We start from the raw sequence: 1,001 nt of genomic DNA, 5'->3' as shown, positions 1-1,001 counted from the left end.
CTGGCCAGCGCGTTTTTCGCCCAGGCGGAGCTCGACCGCCGGCTCAAGTCTTGAGGGCCTTTATCGACCAGCAGCGCAATGCTTTCGGGGTCGAGCCGCTCTGCAAGGTCTTGCAGGTTGCCCCGTCGGCGTATCGGCGCCACGCCGCGCTGGTGCGCGAGCCTCACAAACGCTGCGCTAGAGCGAAACGCGACGAATTGCTGATGCCGCAGATTCAACGAGTCTGGCAGGCCAACATGCAGGTTTATGGCGCCGACAAGGTATGGCGGCAACTAGCGCGCGAAGGCGTGACCGTGGCCCGCTGCACGGTAGAGCGTCTGATGCGCAGCATGGGACTGCGTGGTGTGATGCGCGGCAAGGCCGTACGAACCACCGTCAGTGATGGCAAAGCACCATGTCCATTGGACCGGGTCAACCGGCAGTTCCGGGCCGAGAGGCCGAACCAGTTGTGGGTGAGCGACTTCACTTACGTTTCGACTTGGCAAGGCTGGCTGTACGTAGCCTTCGTTATCGACGTGTTTGCCAGGCGCATCGTTGGGTGGCGGGTGAGCAGTTCAATGCGCACGGACTTTGTTCTCGACGCCCTGGAGCAAGCCCTCTATGCCCGTCAGCCTGAGCGCGATGGCAGTTTGGTTTGTCACTCCGATAGAGGCTCGCAATACGTCAGCATTCGCTACACCGAGCGACTGGCGGAAGCTGGCATCGAGCCTTCGGTGGGCAGCAAGGGCGACAGCTACGACAACGCCCTGGCCGAGACCATCAACGGCCTGTACAAGGCCGAACTGATTCACCGCCGGGCTCCATGGAAAACCAAGGAAGCAGTTGAGTTCGCCACGCTCGAATGGGTATCGTGGTTCAACCACCATCGCCTACTCGAACCCATCGGGTACATCCCGCCTGCTGAGGCTGAGGCAAACTACTACCGGCAACTCGCCAGTCAGGCCACTGTGGAAGTGGGCTGACTTAAACCAAACAGCCTCCGCAGAAACCGGGGCGATTCA

The 1,001-nt window shown here is 61.0% G+C and carries 1 protein-coding gene and 1 other annotated feature; the gene reads left to right on the top strand.

The genetic code is table 11. The features are described 5' to 3' along the window. The coding region (locus tag KW835_RS26575; RefSeq protein WP_218387749.1) for an IS3 family transposase at positions 1-962 on the top strand (962 nt) is incomplete at its 5' end. Then, positions 9-125, top strand: a sequence feature (AL1L pseudoknot). Its footprint overlaps the gene before it by 117 nt. Positions 963-1,001: the final 39 nt, after the last annotated feature.

It is taken from the genome of Acidovorax sp. sic0104 (assembly GCF_019219095.1).
In the GTDB taxonomy this organism is placed as follows: domain Bacteria; phylum Pseudomonadota; class Gammaproteobacteria; order Burkholderiales; family Burkholderiaceae_C; genus Acidovorax.
The sequence above is the reverse complement of the archived record's forward strand: the minus strand, read 5'-3'. Positions and strand labels throughout refer to the sequence as shown.